The sequence below is a fragment of the Mesorhizobium sp. 113-3-3 genome (genome assembly GCF_016756495.1).
In the GTDB taxonomy this organism is placed as follows: Bacteria; Pseudomonadota; Alphaproteobacteria; order Rhizobiales; family Rhizobiaceae; genus Mesorhizobium.
In genome coordinates, this window is the sequence record NZ_AP023243.1 from 4474434 (window position 1) to 4489023 (window position 14590).

Annotated in this window: 15 protein-coding genes; 8 read left to right on the forward strand and 7 right to left on the reverse strand. The window is 63.4% G+C overall.

Annotated features, from left to right (window positions below; genetic code table 11):
* The first annotated feature begins 2 nt into the window (after window positions 1-2).
* Genes JG746_RS21925 through JG746_RS21950 form a run of 6 tightly spaced genes read left to right on the forward strand, consistent with a single transcriptional unit; the run spans window position 3 to window position 6040 of the window.
* On the forward strand, window positions 3-1646 hold the full coding sequence (locus tag JG746_RS21925; RefSeq protein ID WP_202354640.1) for a N,N-dimethylformamidase beta subunit family domain-containing protein: 1644 nt from the start codon (window positions 3-5) through the stop codon (window positions 1644-1646).
* Between the two features lies 1 nt (window position 1647).
* Window positions 1648-3033, forward strand: coding sequence for an aminotransferase family protein (locus tag JG746_RS21930; RefSeq protein WP_202354641.1), 1386 nt, complete (start codon window positions 1648-1650; stop codon window positions 3031-3033).
* A 4-nt stretch (window positions 3034-3037) separates the two neighbouring features.
* The gene (locus JG746_RS21935) at window positions 3038-3967 is read left to right on the forward strand and encodes a 3-keto-5-aminohexanoate cleavage protein (protein ID WP_202354642.1); all 930 of its coding nucleotides are present in this window, start codon (window positions 3038-3040) and stop codon (window positions 3965-3967) included.
* Window positions 3968-3986: 19 nt separating this feature from the next.
* Window positions 3987-4490 (forward strand): DUF523 domain-containing protein, encoded by a 504-nt coding sequence (locus JG746_RS21940; RefSeq protein WP_202354643.1) that lies wholly within the window; start codon window positions 3987-3989, stop codon window positions 4488-4490.
* Between the two features lie 3 nt (window positions 4491-4493).
* Window positions 4494-5015, forward strand: a complete 522-nt coding sequence (locus JG746_RS21945; protein WP_202354644.1) for a GNAT family N-acetyltransferase — start codon at window positions 4494-4496, stop codon at window positions 5013-5015.
* Complete coding sequence (locus JG746_RS21950; RefSeq protein ID WP_202354645.1) at window positions 5012-6040, forward strand: histone deacetylase family protein; 1029 nt, start codon at window positions 5012-5014, stop codon at window positions 6038-6040. Before JG746_RS21945 ends, JG746_RS21950 begins: the two co-directional genes overlap by 4 nt.
* 15 nt (window positions 6041-6055) lie before the next feature.
* Here the strand turns inward: JG746_RS21950 and JG746_RS21955 are convergent, their stop codons facing one another.
* From JG746_RS21955 to JG746_RS21965, 3 genes are all read right to left on the reverse strand, one after another.
* Window positions 6056-7324: a cysteine desulfurase-like protein gene (locus tag JG746_RS21955; RefSeq protein ID WP_202354646.1), complete on the reverse strand. Its 1269-nt coding sequence runs from the start codon at window positions 7322-7324 to the stop codon at window positions 6056-6058.
* A 45-nt stretch (window positions 7325-7369) separates the two neighbouring features.
* A complete protein-coding gene (locus JG746_RS21960; RefSeq protein WP_202354647.1) occupies window positions 7370-8437 on the reverse strand; it encodes an aldo/keto reductase in 1068 nt (355 codons plus the stop codon).
* Between the two features lie 112 nt (window positions 8438-8549).
* Entirely contained in the window at window positions 8550-9014 is a 465-nt protein-coding gene (locus tag JG746_RS21965; protein WP_202359430.1) for a hypothetical protein, read from the reverse strand.
* 384 nt (window positions 9015-9398) lie between these two features.
* Here JG746_RS21965 and JG746_RS21970 point away from each other — a divergent pair, with 384 nt between their 5' ends.
* Window positions 9399-9563, forward strand: a complete 165-nt coding sequence (locus JG746_RS21970) for a hypothetical protein (RefSeq protein ID WP_080511763.1) — start codon at window positions 9399-9401, stop codon at window positions 9561-9563.
* A 55-nt stretch (window positions 9564-9618) separates the two neighbouring features.
* Here the strand turns inward: JG746_RS21970 and JG746_RS21975 are convergent, their stop codons facing one another.
* Complete coding sequence (locus JG746_RS21975) at window positions 9619-10125, reverse strand: DUF1993 domain-containing protein (RefSeq protein WP_202354648.1); 507 nt, start codon at window positions 10123-10125, stop codon at window positions 9619-9621.
* 140 nt (window positions 10126-10265) lie between these two features.
* Between JG746_RS21975 and JG746_RS21980 the strand changes: the two genes are divergently transcribed.
* A complete protein-coding gene (locus tag JG746_RS21980; protein ID WP_202354649.1) occupies window positions 10266-11318 on the forward strand; it encodes a DUF1176 domain-containing protein in 1053 nt (350 codons plus the stop codon).
* Window positions 11319-11340: 22 nt separating this feature from the next.
* Here JG746_RS21980 and JG746_RS21985 read toward each other — a convergent pair whose 3' ends face one another.
* The 3 genes from JG746_RS21985 to JG746_RS21995 are packed head-to-tail and all read right to left on the reverse strand — an operon-like array spanning window position 11341 to window position 14584.
* Window positions 11341-12240 (reverse strand): alpha/beta hydrolase family protein, encoded by a 900-nt coding sequence (locus tag JG746_RS21985; RefSeq protein WP_202354650.1) that lies wholly within the window; start codon window positions 12238-12240, stop codon window positions 11341-11343.
* A gap of 32 nt (window positions 12241-12272) precedes the next feature.
* A complete protein-coding gene (locus JG746_RS21990; protein ID WP_202354651.1) occupies window positions 12273-13883 on the reverse strand; it encodes an NTP transferase domain-containing protein in 1611 nt (536 codons plus the stop codon).
* Window positions 13880-14584: an XdhC family protein gene (locus tag JG746_RS21995; protein WP_202354652.1), complete on the reverse strand. Its 705-nt coding sequence runs from the start codon at window positions 14582-14584 to the stop codon at window positions 13880-13882. Before JG746_RS21995 ends, JG746_RS21990 begins: the two co-directional genes overlap by 4 nt.
* Between the last annotated feature and the right edge of the window lie 6 nt (window positions 14585-14590).

Genomic DNA, 14590 nt, shown 5'->3' on the forward strand with positions numbered 1-14590 from the left:
TGATGACCAGATTGCCTACGGAATTCCCCGATTTCGGACTGACGGCCGAGCAGCGCCGCCACGCGGTGCGCGGCCACTATTACGAGTGGCCAGGCATGGACGGCGAGCGCGGCGAGATCTGGTGCTACAGCGACCGGTTTTCCTATCGCGCCGGCGAGACAGTGACACTGCATGTCAGTTCGACGGCTCCGTCCTTCGGCATGACGATTATCCGCGACGGAGACGCCGAGACCAAGGTGTTCGAGAAATCGGGCATTGCGTCGCGCTGGCAGGACAGTCCGGACCAGTGCTCGGCCGAGGGCTGCGGTTGGGAAGCGTCGTTCGAATTCCGTGTCGGCAGCGACTGGCCGTCCGGCGCCTACCGGGTGACGTTGACCGCAGACGGGCGCGACGGCAAGCCGATCCACAGCCACCACCTTTTCATCGTCTCTCCGCAGCCAGGCAGGAAGCCAGGCCGCGTGCTGCAGGTGGCGGCGACGGGCACCTGGCTTGCCTACAACACCTGGGGCGGCTCCAACCACTATCAGGGCATCACCGGTCCCGACCGCAATCAGTATTCGCCCATCGTGTCGACGCAACGCCCCTGGTGTCGTGGCTTCGTCGTGCTGCCCAAGAGTGCGCCGCGCGTGCCGCTGGAGGTCGCCGTGCCGCCAAAGACGGTGCCACGCTACCCCCACATGGAATGGGCGCTGGCCACCGGCCATTCGAAGAAATACGCCTCGTCCGGCTGGGCGAGCTATGACAGCCACTTCTTCCGGTTCGCCGAACGGGCCGGCTACGAAGTCGATCTGGCGAGCCAGCATGACCTGCATTTCTCGCCCGACATTCTCGACGGCTATGACTGCGCTGTCTTCGTCGGCCATGACGAATACTGGACCTGGGAAATGCGCGATGCGGTCGACAGATACGTCGAACGCGGCGGCCATGCGGCGCGCTTTGCCGGCAATTTCATGTGGCAGACCAGGCTCGAGGACGAGGGTCGTCGGCAGGTCTGCTACAAATACCGCGCGCGCAAGGAGGATCCCGCCTATCTCCAAGGCGGCGACGTCACCCGCGCCACCAATTCCTGGGAAGCGCCGGAAATCGGCCGGCCTGGCTCGTCGACCTTCGGCCTCAACGCCACGCGCGGCGTCTATGCCGGCTGGGGCGGCTGCGCGCCGCGCGGCGTGCGTGGCTTTCCGGTCTACCGGCCGGAACACTGGGCCTTTGCCGGCACCGGCATCTACTATGGCGACCTGCTCGGCGCCGCGAGCCATGTCTATGGCTACGAGGTCGACGGGCTCGACTTCGAAATCCGTGGCGGCCTGCCCTATCCCACCGCGACCAGCGGCGCGCCGGACGGCTTGCAGGTTCTGGCCGTCGGCATGGCGTCCCAGGTCGAGGAGAGCGCCGACATTCCGATCGAGGACCAGTTCCTGACCGATGAGGACGGTCGCTTCACCGCCGAGACGCTGTTTGGCGAGGCAAGCGATGCCAATCTTGAAAAAGTCAAACGCGGCAATGGCATGATCGTCAATTTCCCACGCGGCAAGGGCGAGGTGTTCCACGCCGGCAGCTGCGAATGGGTGGCCGGCCTGCTAAGACAAGACCCGATGGTCGAACGCGTCACGCAGAATGTTCTCGATCGCTACCTTGGAAAGTCCTGACATGTCGAAGATCCAGACCGCCGCTCAAGTCACCGAGGCGCGCCGAGAATCGCATCTGTTCTATTTGTCCAGCCTGCGCCGGCCGCTGATCGACCGCGCCGAGGGCATCTATATGTGGACGCAGGACGGCCGCCGCTTCATCGACGGCTCGAGCGGGCCGATGGTCGCCAATATCGGCCATTCCAACCGCAATGTTCTCGACGCCATGAAGCGCCAGATGGACCGTGCCACCTTCGCCTACCGGCTGCATTTCGAGAACGAGCCGGCGGAAGAACTCGCGCGGGAACTGGCCGGAAAGCTGCCGGAAGGCATCGACCGCATCTTCTTCGTCTCGGGCGGCTCGGAGGCGACGGAATCCTGCATCAAGCTGGCGCGACAATGGGCTGTCGCCACCGGTCAGGCCAGCCGCTGGAAAGTGATCACGCGGTTTCCCTCCTATCATGGCGGCACACTGGGTTCGCTGTCGATCACCGGCGACGACGCGCTGTCCGAGACTTTTGAGCCGATGATGCGGGTGATGCCAACCGTGCCGGCGCCGACCGCCTGGCGCGACCGCGACAATCTTTCGATGGAACAGCGCGGCGTCCGCTATGCCGACATGCTGGAAGAGAAGATTCTTGCCGAAGGGCCGGAAAGTGTCGTGGCCTTCATCATGGAACCGATTGGCGGTGCCGCGACCGCGGCCCTTGTCGCGCCGGACAGCTACTATGCGCGCATCCGCGAGATCTGCGACCGCTACGGTATCCTGCTTATCCACGATGAAGTCATGAGCGGCGCCGGCCGCACAGGCAAATTCCTCGGCGGCGACCACTGGAACTGCAAGCCGGACATCGTCGCGCTGTCGAAGGGGTTGGGCTCTGGCTATGCGCCGCTCGGCGCGCTGGCCGCGCCGATGCGGCTGGTGCAGCCGCTGCTCGCCTCCGGCGGCTTCCAGCATGGCCATACCTATGCCGGCAATCCGCTGGCCTGCGCCGCCGGCCTTGCCGTGCTTGGCGAAATGGACCGGCTCGACCTGATTACCAATGCGGCCGCCATGGGCGACGTGCTGATGGACGGGCTGAAGGGGCTGGCGAAGCGCTTTCCGTTCATCGCCGACGTGCGCGGCAAGGGCCTGCTGACCGGCGCCGAAATGGTCGCCGATCCTGAGACGCTGCGGCCGATCGACCAGGGCAAGAAAGCCACGCAGCGGCTGCTCGACCTTGCCTATGAGCGCGGGCTGATCATCTATGGCCGCAGGGTCAAGGGCGGCGTCGACGGCGACAATTTCATGGTCGCGCCACCGATGATCGTCACGGCTGAACAGATCGGTGAGATCATTTCCATCATCGGCGACTCGCTGGAGGCCCTGGCGTCAGAACTCGACCTGCCGGTCGAAGGCCGGGGGTAAAGGAATGGCGCCGCGAAAAGTCATCATCACCTGCGCCGTCACCGGCTCGGTGCACACGCCATCGATGTCGCCCTACCTGCCGGTGACGCCGGACCAGATCGCTTCGGATGCCATCGCCGCGGCCGAAGCCGGCGCCTCGATCCTGCATCTGCATGCACGGGACCCCAGGGATGGCCGGCCGACCGCCGATCCCGACGTCTTCATGCAGTTCCTGCCGCGTATCAAGCAAGCGAGCGATGCGGTGATCAACATCACCACCGGCGGCTCTTCCTTGATGACGCTGGACCAGCGATTGGCAGCCCCCTTGCGGGCGGAGCCAGAAATGTGCTCGCTCAACATGGGCTCGATGAATTTTGCGCTGTTTCCGATGCTCGACAAGCCACGCGAATGGCAGCACGAGTGGGAGCCGAAGCTGCTCGAAGCCACGCGCGACACCATCTTCAAGAACACTTTCGCCGATATGGAAGGCGTGCTTGAAAGGCTGGGCAAGGGGTGCGGCACGCGCTTCGAATTCGAATGCTACGATGTCGGCCACCTCTATTCACTGGCGCATTTCCGCGACCGCGGGCTGGTGTCGGGACCGCTGTTCATCCAGTTCGTGCTCGGCATTCTGGGCGGCATCGGCGCCGATCCGGACAATCTCATCCACATGAAGCGCATCGCCGACAAACTGTTCGGCGACAGCTACCAGTTCTCGGTGCTCGCTGCCGGCCGCCAGCAGATGCCGCTGATCTCGATCGCCGCGGCGATGGGCGGCAATGTCCGTGTCGGGCTGGAGGACAGCCTCTATGATGGCCGCCAGCTGGCGAAATCCAATGCCGACCAGGTGCGCCGTATCCGTGGCATTCTCGATGGCCTGTCACTGGAGGTTGCCACGCCGGCCGAGGCGCGTCAGATGCTGGCGCTGAAGGGTGGCGACAGGGTGGCTTTCTAGAAGCGAGGGAGGAGCTGATATGGAAAGGGTTCTCGTCTCCGCCTGCCTGCTCGGCAGCCATGTCCGCTATAACGGCTCCTATCGCCTGAACGGCCATCCGGTCCTGACACGTTGGCAGGCGGAAGGACGGGTCGTGCAAATCTGTCCGGAGGTTGCCGCAGGTTTCTCCACGCCGCGCCCTGCGGCTGAAATTCACGGCACGGCCGACGCTGTGCTCCAGGGCCAGGGTCGCGTGGTCGAGCAGACGGGAAGCGATGTGACCGCACTCTATCTCGAAGCCGGGCAGCTTGCGCTCGAACTGGCCCGAGAGACAGGATGCCGCTACGCGGTTCTGACCGACGGCAGCCCGTCCTGCGGCTCAAGCTTCGTCTATGACGGCAGTTTTTCAGGAAAACGGGTGGCGGGTCGTGGCACGACCACTGCTCTGCTGGAAGCCAATGGCATTCGCGTCTTTTCGGAAGACGATATCGGCGACCTTGACGATCTCCTGACCAAGCCCGGCTCAGCCGAAAACGCGGCCTGATCCATGGCAGACAAGAACCAGACCGCGACCAGCGATACAGTCATCCGTCCCGGCACCATCGAAGACGCCGATACCATCCACGCCGCGCTTCTCGAACTCGGCACCCATATCGGCGCGCATCAGGAGATCACGTCCACATCGGATGATATCCGCCGCTACGGCTTTGGCGAGAAGCCTGCCTTCTCGACCCTGATCGCCGAGGTGGACGGCGAATTCGCCGGTCTGTGCCTGCATTTCCCGATCTTTTCGACCTGGATGGGACGGCCCGGCGTCTATGTGCAGGACCTCTATGTCGAGAACCGGTTCCGTGGCCGTAAGATCGGCGAACGCTTGTTGCGGCGCGTCGCGGCAGAGTGCCGCAAGGACGGCGGCGTCTATCTCAGGCTGTCGGTCGACACCGACAATGAAGGCGCCAAGGCCTTCTACGAGAGACTGGGCATCGCCTGGTCGAGTTACGAACAGACGCAGAAGATCGTCGGCGACGCGTTTTTCGCCTTCGCCGACGCGCCGGAGGAGCCGGAATGAAAGCCTTTTACGCCGAGGAGCAGAAGCGCCACGACCCCAAGGCGTTTCTTTCCAGTGGGGCGGCGCAGCCGAACCCGGAAAAGCCCGAGCGCGTCGAGAGACTGTTAGCCGGCGCAAAATCTGCGGGCTGCACGATCGAGCGGCCACGCAATCATGGGCTCGGCCCGGTCTCGGGGGTGCATACGCCCGAATATCTCGATTTCCTCGAGCATATTTTCGAGCGCTGGCAGCGCATCGATGGCGCCTCGGCCGAAGTGATCCCCAACATCCACCCGATCGCGCGCAGCGGCTCTTATCCCGCATCCGCCGTCGGCCAGGCCGGCTATCACATGGCCGATACCGCTTGCCCGATCTCGGGCGAGACATGGCAAAGCGCGCTGTGGAGCGCCTGGAGCGCGGTCGAAGCCGCCGAAACGGTGATGGCGGGAGCATCGGCCGCCTATGCGCTGTGCCGCCCGCCTGGCCACCATGCCTTTGCCGATGTCGCTGGCGGCTTCTGCTTCATCAACAATTCGGCTGTTGCGGCGCAGGTGCTGCGCAAGCAGGTGGCGCGGGTGGCGATCCTCGATGTCGACCTGCACCACGGCAACGGCACACAAGGCATCTTCTACGCGCGGCCCGACGTACTCACCGTTTCGCTGCATGCCGATCCGGTGCGGTTCTATCCGTTCTTCTGGGGTCATGCCGACGAGCGTGGCGAAGGCCCGGGCCTTGGCTACAATTTCAACCTGCCGCTGCCGCGTAAATCCGCCGACGCGGCGTTTCTGGAAGCGCTTGAGGTGGCGTTCCAGCGGATCCGCGCCTTCTCGCCCGATGCGCTGGTGGTGGCGCTCGGTCTTGATGCGTTCGAAGGCGATCCGTTCGGAGGGCTTTCGGTGACGACGCCCGGCTTCTCGCGCATTGGCGAGGCGATTGGCAAACTCGGCCTGCCGACGGTCATCGTCCAGGAAGGCGGCTATCTCTGTGACGCACTCGGCGAGAACCTCACCGCTTTCCTCACCGGTTTCGGCGGCAAGGCGCGCTGAAGGTCAAAGCTATCGTCAGGAGCGCTGCTGCCTGAGCATGGCGATAACCCGGTGCACGCTCTCCAGCGTCTCGTCGATCTCGGCCGCCGTGTTGTAATGGGCAATGCCGATGCGCACGACGCCCTGCTCGGCCGGAATGCCGAGCTGGTGGACGATCTCCCAGGCGTAGTTGTGGCCGGACCACAGGAAGATGTTCTCGGCGTTCATCTGCCGCGCGATCGTCTCGGGAACGATGCCGTCGACGGTGAAGGAGACCGTCGGCACACGATCTGCGAGCCGTTTCGGATCAGTGATGCCGTGGATGGTCAGGCCCGGAATGTCGGACAGGCCATCGATCAGCCTTTGCGCCAGCGGGTTTTCATAGGCTATCGCGACTTCGAACGCCTTGGCGATGTTCAGCCTGCGCGAACCACCCTCGCCCGCCGCCGCACCCAGCTCGGCGAAGTAGTCGATCGCCGCCGTGAGGCCGGCCATCAGCTCGATCTGCGGCGTGCCAAGCTCGAAGCGCTCGGGCAGGCCATTCGAAGAGCAACGGCATTTGTAGGGCTTCAGGCCCTCGATGATATCCAGCCGCCCCCACAAGATGCCCATATGCGGGCCGAAGAATTTGTAGGCCGAGCAGATCAGGAAATCGCAGCCGAGCTCCTGCACGTCGATCAGGCCATGCGGGGCGAACTGCACGGCGTCGACATAGACCAGGGCGCCGGCCTGTTTTGCGATGGCGGTCAGGGGCCTGACCCGGTTGATCGAGCCGGTGAGGTTCGAGGCATAATTCAACGCGACCAGCCGTGTCTTGTCGGACAGCAAACCGATCAGCGTCGCCTCCTCAACCTGCCAGCTCTTTTCGTCGAACGACAGCCAGCGCACCACGAGGCCCAAATCCTCGGCCAGTTGCAGCCAGGGCGAGACATTGCCCTCATGGTCCATGCGGGTGAGGATGAGCTCGTCGCCCGGTTTCAGCGTGCGGCCAAGCGTGCGCGACATGTGATAGGTCAGCGTCGTCATGTTGGCGCCTATGATGATTTCCTGCGGGCTCGCCGCTCCAAGAAAATCGGCCATCGCCTGATGCGCCTCGTCGACGACAGCTTGAGCCGCGACCGTCGTTTCGAAATAGCCGCCGAGATTGGCATTGGTGGTGAGCAGGCAATGCGACACCGCATCGGCCACCGCCTGCGGCACCTGCGTGCCGGCAGGGTTGTCGAGATAGATGCGACGGCGGCCCTTGTCGGTCAGGGAAAGCGCTGGAAATTGTCCACGCACGACCTCGATCGGGAAATCCACCATTCTCTCCACCCCTCTGTTATTCCTTGGTAATTCTATCCCCGCGGATCAGGGACAGGGATTGCCGACCCGCTGGTGGATCGCATCCACCGCCTTCTGCATCTCCTCGGTCCAGACCACATCCACCGAAGATAAAGCCATTTCGAGCTGCGCAATGGTCGTCGCGCCTATGATGTTCGAGGTGACGAAGGGCCGGCTCGACACATAGGCGTTGGCAAACAGCGCCGGCTCCATGCCGAATGAGCGCGCCAGTTCATTGTATTCGAGCAGCACTTCGGCTGCATTCGGCGTCTCGTAGCGCTGGCCACGATTGAACAGCTGCGAGCGCGAGCCCTGCGGTCGGGCGCCATGGTCGTATTTGCCTGAGAGGTAACCCTGCGCCAGCGGCGAATAGGGAAGCAACGACACCTGTTCGCGCTCGCAGACCTCCGCAAGGTTCACCTCGAAGGTGCGATTGACGAGATTGTAGGCGTTCTGGATCGACGCAACGCGGGGGCCAATGCCTTTGTCGGCCTCGGCCAGGAACCGCATGAGGCCCCAGGAACTCTCGTTCGACAGGCCGAAATGACGGATCTTTCCTGCCTTCACCAGTTCGTCGAACACTGAAAGGGTCTCGGCGATCGGTGTTTCGTTGGCCGGCGCGCCGTCGGCATCGGGCCGGCGCGCCACGGCGCCGATGCGCGTCGGGTTGGCACCCCAGGGGATATCCCGTTCCGGCCAGTGGATCTGGTAGAGGTCGAGATAGTCCGTGCCGAGCTTGGCCAGCGATTTGTCGACGGCGTCAAAAATATCGGCGCGCACCAGTTGCGACGGCCTGTTGCCGCGAAACCAGGAGTTGGCGGTGCGGCCGACGACCTTGGAGGCAAGAATCACCTTGTCACGGTTGCCCTTTGCCTTCATCCAGCTGCCGATGATCTTTTCGGTCCGCCCCTGCGTCTCCGCCTTGGGCGGGATCGGGTAGAGTTCGGCGGTGTCGATGAAATTGACGCCGCGCGAAAAAGCCAGATCCATCTGTGCGTGACCTTCGGCCTCGGTGTTCTGCTGGCCCCAGGTCATCGAACCAAGGCAGATCTGGGTAACAAGAAGATCGGTCCGACCGAGACGGCGTTTGTGCATGGAATTCTGCTCCGGAGGGAAAGTCTGCGCGGGAAGGAGGCTGCATGTATAGGGAAAGCCACGACGCTCTCCAAGCCTCGCCAGGCCGACTTTTGCGTGAACCAGCTGTTGGCTAGCGGCGTGCGCCGGCCACGGCGCGGCGCTTGGCCTCGTCGATCAGCATGTTGGCCACCTGCATGCGGATCATGGCGCGCTGGCGCAGATGCGGCGCGACGCGATCGGGATGGTTGCTGAAAGCAAAGCTGCGGCGCATGCGGCCGAAATCGGTAGCGCTCTTGGGCTGGTTCAGTCCCAGTTCGGCCGCGATCGATTCCGGATCGATCGGCGGCAGTTTTTCCTCCGGCTTCGGGTCCTCGGCAGCCAGCGCCAGCTTGGCGTGTTCGAGCAGGGCAGCGAATTCGCTCGCCAGATCAGCACCGGTCTCGCGATATTCGGCGGCGGATACCTTGATGCGGCCGGAATGGAGTTCATCGGCGACCGAGAGATAGTCGAACGGAATGGACGGACGCGCGCCGGCCTCGTCGCCGCCCTCGATGCCGTCGCCCTTGTCGGAGGCGACGAAGAGGTCGTCGAGCAGCGAAGCGAAATCACGCTTGGCGCTGGTAGCGATGTCAGCCTCCCCCTTGCCTGACCGTCAGGTTTCCAGACCATAGAACCGGCTCGTTAAAAATACATACCACCGATCTTAATGAATTTAGCCATTCGAGATCGCGACCGATCCCTCAAAATAAAAAGCCGGACTGCATTTTCATGCAGCCCGGAAATTCGCCAGGAGTGGCGAGGAAAAACTGGCCATGAGCCAGCGTCGAAGCCTACGGTTCGTGCGGCGCGGAAGTTTCAGCGGGCGGCAAAAATTTTTTGAAAATTGTCCGGACATAGCAGGCATGCAAATGCTGCACTGCACAATCGTCACGATTCATCTATATTGATTGGTGTGGAGGACCAACCAGGAGCCTGAATCATGGGTTTCTTCACGGAAATGTTCGCCCGGCCGCGCCCGCAGGAACATCTGAGATACCGCGCGGCGCTCGCGCTGCTTCATTCGATGAGCAATGCCGACCGCGCCGATATCGGCATCAAGCCCGCCGATTTTCCGCGCGTCGCACGCGAAATGTCCATTCGCTAGATGCGCCTCGCGAGATGTCCCGGACCGATCCGGGACATCTCAAGGCATCGGCCGCTCAACGCGATCCCAGGAACGTCGCCTTGCCGAGCGGCACGCCATTGTGGCGAAGGATGTCGTAAGCGGTGGTGAGGTGGAAATAGAAATTGGGCATGGCCACATGCAGCAGATACTGCATGCCCGCCAATGTCGTCTCGCGTCCGCCGAGTTTCAGCTCGATCATCTTGTCGTCGGAACCGTCCATATCGGCGGCGGAAAACGTCTCCAGAAGCGCCAGCGTCTTGGCGATCCGCGCCTCTAGCTCGGCAAAGCTTGCCTCATTGTCCTCGTATTTCGGCACTTCTCGACCGGCCAGCCGCGACGGCGCGCCCTTGGCATGGTCGGTGGCGATCTGCACCTGCCGGGTCAAGGCGAACATGTCGGGCGCAAGCCGCGCCGTCAAAAACACCTGCGGGTCGATCTTGCGGTCAAGCGCATTCTGTTCGGCAGCCGCCAGCACATTGGAAAGTGCTTTCAGCCTTGCTGAAAACACCGGCACGGATGCCTCATACATCGATAGGGTCACGTCAAGTCTCCTGTCCGGCCTGAGCGCCGGCGCAGCGACGTAGCGCCTCCCCACACGATTCTTCAAGCGCCGTGGGCTCAGCGTCACCGCGCCGCCGCAATCGCCGTGGTAGAATCTCCGTTATCGAGCGGAGATTCCCGATGAGACGCGTCCTTCTCGCAGCGACTGCCCTTCTCTCCCTTGCCGTATCGGGCCAAGCGGCACTCGCCGCCGAAGATGCCCCCGAGGCGCCCTATGTCGACGACCGGTCGAGCGCCGAGGCGGTCATCCGCTCGCTCTACAGCGCCATCAACCGGCACGAATTCGCCCGCGCCTGGGGCTATTATGGCGATGCGAAGCCGGCTAAGGATTTCGACAGTTTCGTCAAAGGCTATGACGGTACCGACAAGGTGGACGTCGCGACGGGCGCAATTTCGGACGAAGGTGCCGCCGGCAGTATATTCTACAATGTCCCGGTCGCCATCCGCGCCACCGACAAGAGCGGCGGCGAAAAGGTTTTCGCCGGCTGCTACACCCTGCGCCAGGTGAATGCCCAGATCCAGGCCGCGCCGCCCTTCGATCCGATCCACATCGAAAAAGGCGCGCTCAAACCCTCAACCGCCGATTTCGAGCAGGCGCTGCCGCCGAGTTGCGGCGACGGTCCGCCGCCGCCGAAGAAGGATACGGCACTCGAGCAGGTCAAGAAGGCCTTCCTGGCAACTTATGGCGACCAGTGCGACAAACAGTTCCTGGGTGATGAACCGGAGATCTTCTCGATCAAGTACAAGGACAAGGATGCACAGCCCGGCGATCCCGACAAGGAAACGCGGCTATTCCATTTCTCCTGTTCGGCCGCGGCCTACAATGAAAGTTCGGTCTATTACATGACCGATGAATTGTCTGAAGTGCGGCAATTGCAGTTCGCCGAACCGAAGATGGACATCCGCTACGAAAACAATGACAGCGACGGCAAATTGCTGGGTATGAGCATCGTCGGCTTCGAGACGACCGGCTGGGCGGTCAATTCCGACTATGATGCGGACGCCCATACGATCACCACCTTCAACAAGTGGCGCGGTGTCGGCGATGCCTCCGATTCGGGAACCTATCTGTTCCGCAACGGCGATTTCTCGCTGGTCCAGTACGACGTCGATGCGTCCTATGACGGCGAGGAGAACCCGCAGACGGTCGTCGACTACAACACCGCGCCTTGAAGAACGTGGAGGCAGCGCCCGGTCAAGGCGCCTTCGACAGCATCCAGTTCAGCGTGCCGCGCCAGTCGACCATGCGGATCGGCGTGCCGTGCGTGCCGGTCTCGAAGCGCACGAAACGGGTCGGATAGGGATAGGCCTTCGACCTAGCGATGATGGAGCGGAAGAAGGCTTCCTGGTTACCTACGGGAAAGACCACGTCATGGCTGCCCTGGCCGAAGAACACCGGGACATGGCGCCTGAAGGCGGGACTGGCGAGAAAACTCTCGTCCCATAAGGATCCGAGCAGCAGCAGCCCGTCGATACGCCGGCCGGTATCGCTGCGCGCGGCAAGCTTCCAGCACAGGGCGCCGCCCATCGAGCCGCAGGCGACGAAGATTTTCGCGCCAGGCGACTGTTCGGCGTAGTGATCGATCAGCGCCGCGACCTGGGCGGCACCCTTGTCGCCGAAATCGGGGAAATCCGGCGAGAGATAAAGCCCGCCATTGGCGGCCATCAAATTCTTGAGCCGGTTGAAATTGCCGCCGAAGGTGAAGTCGTCGACGCCCTGCTTGCGGCTGCCGCCCTGCCCGTGCAGATAGAGCACGATGATGGCGGCACCTTGCGTCTTGCCGACGGCGATATGCCTGACATCGCCGGCATCGGTCTTCAGCATCAGATCCTGCTGCACCTTGCGCACGCCGGTGTCGGTGTATTGCGGGTGCACGCGCTTTTCCGGCACCTCATCGCGCTGATTGATGTCGCGCATCTCGCGATAGTCGATGACGGTGTAGGCGCCGCCGTCGCCGCTCGACAATGTCGCGGGATAAGCGAAGAGATCGTCCTTGAAGGGTTTTAGCTCCAGCGCATTGGCCTGGCCGGCAAGGCAAAGGACAAATACCGCGGCCAGAAAGCCGTGAAGTGAGGAAAGAAAACGAAAAGCCATATCGCAGGCTTGCGTAATTCGGCCGGGGTTTGTCAATCCTGCAGCACGCCGCCGGCGCCTTCGAGCGCCTCGCGGGTGTCGACATCGACAGAGGCGCCCTCGCCGGTCTCGACATCGATGACGTCGAGCCCTTCGGCCTCGACCAGATGGCGTGCGCCGGTATCGCCTTCGAGATGGGCGATGGCCGCGAACAGCGCGCGCGGCAGGAGGACCGGGTTGCCGCGTTTGCCCTGATGCGAGGCGCGGACCACGGAATTGCCTCCGGCCTTGCGGAAAGCATCGATCAGCCGGTCGAGATCGTCTGACGCGACTCCTGGCATATCTCCCAGAACGATCATCGCGCCGGCAATGTCTTCGGGCAGATAGGCAATACCGGCCTTCAGCGAGGTCGACAGGCCATCGGCAAAATCGGGATTGTCGGCGAAGGTCACATCCAGCCCCGCCATCGCCGCGCGCACCCGCTCGCGCTGATGGCCGATGACGACGATCGTACCTGACGCTTTCGAGGCGAGCGCGCGCTCGGCGGTGCGGCGCACCAGCGGCTTGCCGTCGAACAGCGCCATGAGCTTGTTGGGTCCGCCCATGCGGCTCGACCGGCCCGCAGCCAGAAGCACGATCTCCACCTTGAGCCGGCTTTTGGCCGGCAGCGGTTCGCGCGGCTGGGGCCGCGTCGGGATTTCCATCAACAGGCCGCCGACCCCCATGCCGGCGATATCCTTCGCGGTGACGTCGAGGCCGGCAACCAGACGGTCGAGCACCCAGTCAAAGCCGTTTTCCTTGGGACTGCGGGCGCAGCCGGGCGCACCGATGATGCGCTTGCCGTCGAGCGTGCCGAGCACCAGAAGATTGCCGGGATCGACCGGCATGCCAGCGCGGATGACGGTCCCGCCCGCCATCTCGATCGCCGCCGGAACGACATCGGCGAAATCGCTCATTGCGGAGGCGCCGAAGATCACCACCAGGTCATTGTCGCGCGCCAGCGAGGCGGCGGCCTGTGCCACAGGCGCGATCTCGTGCGGCGTGCGGCGTTCCGCCGTCAGACTGCCTCCGGAGCGCGCCAGCCGCGCTTCGGTGACGCGCAGCGTCTTGTCGAGCACGCTGGGCTTGATGCCCGGCAGGACCGTCTGGATGACACCCACACGCACCGGCTGATAGGCGTTGACGGCAAAGATCTCGCCGCCGGCGCAGATTTTCTTAACAGTGTCGACCAGGCTTGAGGCGACCGCGAAGGGAATGATCTTCACCGTCGCCACCATCTGACCCTTTTCGACCGGATTGTGCTGCGCCAACGTGGCAAGGGTGATGGCGGGATCGACGGCATTGATCGCGTCGATGACAGCCGCATCGACCGTGAAGATGCCCGATGCCTTGGCGTGGAGATTGACCCGGCCGGTGGCGGCGGGCCGCGCCTCGATGCCGCTGAAAATCATGCTCTCGGCGATTGTTTGCGCCGCGGCGTCCTCGCCCAGATCATCCGGGGACAGCACGGCCGCAACGACCTGCGCGATGCCTGCCAGCTTAAGAGTCTCGACGTCTTCCGCGCTCAGCCTGTGCGCCTTGCGAAAACGCTTTTCACCGGCGGTGGTGGCATGCGCCAGCACCGCGCCTTCGGCGGTTTCAATGGGGATGGGACCGAACTTCACGCCACTGCGCCCTTTTGATCAAGGCCGCGCGAGCGGAAGGCGTAGATGGTCTGCGCGAGAACGGCGACGGCGATCTCGGCCGGACTGGCGGCGCCGATATCGAGCCCGATCGGCGCATGGATGCGGGCGATCTGGTCGGCACTGGCGCCCAGCGCCAGCAGGCGCTCGACGCGCTTGGCGTGTGTCTTGCGGCTGCCGAGCGCCCCGACATAGAAGCAGTTGGCGTCGAGTGCGGCCTTCAGCGCGAAATCGTCGATCTTCGGGTCATGGGTAACGGCGGCAAGTGCGGTGTAGCTGTCGAGCGGCTGGCGCTTCAGCACATCTTCCGGCCACTCGGCATGCAGAGCGACATCGGGAAAACGGTCTGACGTGGCAAAAGCCGTGCGTGGATCGATGATCTCGACGGGATAGCCGGCGATTTTCGCCATCGGCGCCAGCGCCTGGCTGATATGGACCGCGCCGATCACCAACAATCGCGGTTGCGGCAGATGCGCGTTGAGAAAGAAGGTCCGCCCTTCCGCCTCGACGGAACCGGAATTGCCCGACCGAAACGCCCTGGCGATCGCGGCTCCAAGGTCGCCCGCAACCTGGTCGCCCTCGCGCACGACGCGGTCGCGGCCGTCACCGAGATCCGTGACCAGGATCGCCGCGCGGCGGGCGCGTCGCTCGGCATTCAAGGTTTTAAGGGCGTATGGGTCCATCTGCGA